We start from the raw sequence: 3803 nt of genomic DNA on the forward strand, positions 1-3803 counted from the left end.
ACCAGGGGAAGGCCGCGAAAGGATACGCCGGGCCGGTCACGGAAATGCGCAACCCCGCCCGACACAATGATATCGTCGGCAGCGTCACCGATGCCAGCACGGATGACGTCACCGCCGCCATTGCCGCTGCAGCAGCCTCCAACTGGGGGCAAACTCCGGTGGGCATGCGCACCGCCTCCCTACGCGCCGCCGCTGACCTTTATGAAGCCCGCAGCGCCGAACTTTTCGCCCTTTTGGCCCGCGAGGCCGGCAAATCCTGGTCTGACGCCATTGCCGAAGTCCGCGAAGCCGTCGATTTCCTGCGCTATTATGCCGATCAGGCCGAACGGCTCCCGCTTGCCTCCCCGCTCGGTCCCATCGCGGCCATTTCGCCGTGGAATTTCCCGCTGGCCATTTTCACCGGCCAGATTGCCGGCGCACTGGTCGCTGGCAATCCGGTGCTGGCCAAGCCGGCGCCACAAACCCCGCTCATCGCGTTTCGCGCCATCCAGCTCCTGCACGAAGCCCGCATCCCGGCTGACGCCCTGCAATTGCTCCCCGGCGGCGGGGAGGTCGGCACTGCGCTCACCGCAAACCCGGCTATTGCCGGCGTGGTCTTCACCGGCTCGCTGCCCACCGCACGCCGCATTGATCACACCATGGCCACCCATCTGGCCCCCACCGCGCCGCTTGTGGCGGAAACCGGCGGCCTCAATGCGATGATCGTTGATTCCACCGCGCTGCCCGAGCAGGCGGTGCGTGACATCATCACCTCGGCCTTCCAATCGGCCGGTCAGCGCTGCTCGGCCCTGCGCATTCTCTACCTGCAGGAAGATGCTGCCGAGCGCACTATCGAGATGCTCAAGGGCGCCATGGATGAACTGGCACTGGGCGACCCCTGGACCCTGGCCCATGATGTCGGCCCCGTCATCGACGAGGCTGCGCGCACCAAAATCCAGGCCCATATCGACAGTTACGCCAAGGCCGGCAAACTGATCCATCAGCTGAAGGCACCCACAGGCGGCACCTATGTCGCCCCCACCGTGCTCAAGGTGAACGGCATTGCCGATCTCACCGAGGAAATCTTTGGCCCGGTGCTGCACATCGCCCTTTTCAAGGCCGACCAGATCGACGCCGTCATCGCCGACATCAATGCCTCGGGCTATGGCCTGACCTTTGGCATGCACACCCGCATCTCCTCGCGCGTCGCCGCCGTCTCGCGCGCCATCCGCGCCGGCAATATCTATATCAACCGCAATCAGATCGGCGCCGCTGTCGGCTCGCAGCCTTTTGGCGGCGAAGGGCTTTCCGGCACCGGTCCCAAGGCCGGTGGGCCGCACTATGTGCCGCGCTTCACCACCGCGCCCGGTCCCACGGACAGCGCTCCCACGGTGCTGCCTGGCCCCACCGGGGAGAGCAATATCATGCACTCGGCGCCCCGCGGCCGCGTGCTCTGCCTCGGACCCACCACGGCCCAGCAGCAGGCCCAGGCCGTTATCTGCGCCAGTCTGGGCAATACGGCCCTGCTGGCCGAGCTCGACCTCGATGTGCTGCGCAGCAGCGACAGTTTCGACGCCGTCGCCTGCTTTGCCGACGAGGCCACCCTGCGCGCCGTCCGCATCGCCCTGAGCGAACGCGATGGCCCGATCATCCCGCTGCTGACTTCTGCCGACGATTCCAGCCGCCTGCTGGTTGAACGCCATGTCTGCATCGACACCACCGCCGCCGGTGGCAATGCCAGCCTGATGGCCCTGGCGGGCTAGGCGGGCAACCCGGCTGCCTGACAGCTATTGCAACGACATGTCCCGCTCCGGCTATCACGCCAGTGCGGGGGAGTTTCGCGCTAGCGCTTCTTGCGTTGGAGGCCGCATCAGTGGCACCCCGGGCCCTGTCAGCGCCGCCGACAGGCTGCCCGAAGCGTCGCCACTGCCGCCTGCTATGGTCCCAATATCCTGCACCGCACCGGCCACGGCGGGGGCATCGAGATCCACGCGGTGTCCTGCCTCAGCGTCAGTCACGAGACAATTTTTGACGGGGGGGGCGTGGTGTTCTCCATCGGACGAGGTATCGGTCTGCAGGGCCACCACGTCCGCATGGATGCAGGTGGTATTTGAGTGCTTCACAATTGCTGTGCTTTGGCCGCCGCAATCGGCGCGCAGGCGCTTGCAATTGCATTCGGCATTGTCTATGCAGACCCCGCGTCGGAGATCACCATCTCCCACGCCAGCCGGCTACCGGCCTGCTGGGGAATAGTTCAATGGTAGAACAGCGGACTCTGACTCCGTCGATCTTGGTTCGAATCCAGGTTCCCCAGCCAAATATCCCGTAAGTTACTGATTTTGCAGAGAAATTTGTGTGGTGTGTGAATCTTTCACACACACTTCCACACAAGGTCCCACACACGCCGACTCGAAAAGAGATCTGCATGGGTACCAAACTGCCGTTCTGCATCCTGCGGGGCACCACATTCTACTGGCGCCGCCGCCTGCCAAGCCCCTGCAAAATGTCCGTGGAATTCAGCCTTTGTACTAAAGACCTGCGCGTGGCGCGCGGACTATCCTCCATGCTGACGATCGAGACAGATCGCGCGTTTGCAGTATTGCGTGAGGGTAAGATGACGCCGGAGCAAGTCGACACATTCGCAAGGCAAAAATTTGCTGAGCACAGCGCTAAGTTGAGCGCCGTGCATCACTTGGGCCGCGACCTGAAAAGCCCTTGGAAGGATGAGATAGATGCCACGCGCGCGGCCACGATCGCGATGTCTCTGCTGGCCCATCATGGGCGATCGGCGCAGCTGTGCGACTTTCCCGGTGCCATAGATGGCGAGCTCGGCGTGGAAGTGATTCAACGGGCGCAGGCAATGTTGGAAATGTACCGGCTCGACTACTGGTCCGTCGTCCGGGCCAAGCGCCTGCAATCCGAGCTTGCCGAGATGCTGTCCATCCGCGACCCCTCGCCTCTCGATGTCGCAGAGGCTAGGTCTGCGACGCTGGAGGCTTACGCGGCGGCGGGCGCGGCGACGGCCGCTAAGTTCGGTGCCACTCCCAAATCACTGGACGACCTGATTATTCTTGCGTCCCGTTTCAGCGATCCTGTGAAAACGCCGCATGCAAGCGAACTGCCTGCGGATCGCGATGTGGCACTTGAAGCGACTTCTGTTGCACCAGATTTCATCAGGCCAACAGCTTCGAAGGCTGATGTTGAAAATGCGTGCCGCCCACAAGCGCCTGAAGCTCCTGTTCAAGCTCATGATGACATCATGTCATTCGCTGAAGCCGCTGCATCATTCGACGTTGACAAAAAGATCATCAGGGCATCGACCGCCCGCCAGAAGCTTCAGGTGTTCACCCTTTTTCTTGCGATAACGGGAAAAGCTACGTTCCAGACACTGCATCAGGCAGACATCAGAAAATTCGTTGACGTCATGGCCATGCTGCCGAAAGTGCGGGGGCGTTCTGTCGCCGAACAAGGGATGAGTGTGGAAGAACTTCTCATCAAGGGCCGCTCTCTCCCGAAGACGAAGGTGGGGCTGAAAGCACCAACGGTGAATAGGAACCTGTCATACCTGAATAAGCTCATGCGGCAGGCGCGCATGGCAGGCCTTGAGGGGCTTCCGCAGCTCGAGATCAGCGGCTTTCGAATGAAGAAGACAGGCAAGGCAAACGAAAAACGCCCCGCCTACTCGACCTCCGACGTCGAGAGCCTGTTTAAGTACACGATCTGGACGGGTTGTCTTTCTGCGGCACGGAGGCACATTCCTGGAAATCATATCGTCTGGGATGGGCTCTACTGGTGTCCACTCATCAGTGCCTATTCGGGCGCGC

At 62.1% G+C, this 3803-nt stretch carries 2 protein-coding genes and 1 tRNA gene; all 3 read left to right on the forward strand.

The features are described from left to right. Positions 1-1742 (forward strand): L-glutamate gamma-semialdehyde dehydrogenase (locus Q8O80_RS21040; RefSeq protein WP_305583027.1); only part of this gene is annotated, 1742 nt, incomplete at its 5' end. Positions 1743-2222: 480 nt separating this feature from the next. Then, positions 2223-2296 (forward strand) — tRNA-Gln (locus Q8O80_RS21045). A gap of 108 nt (positions 2297-2404) precedes the next feature. After that, a partial coding sequence (locus Q8O80_RS21050; protein ID WP_305583029.1) for a DUF6538 domain-containing protein occupies positions 2405-3803 on the forward strand: 1399 nt, incomplete at its 3' end.

The organism is Devosia sp., assembly GCF_030689745.1.
GTDB lineage: Bacteria > Pseudomonadota > Alphaproteobacteria > Rhizobiales > Devosiaceae > Devosia > Devosia alba.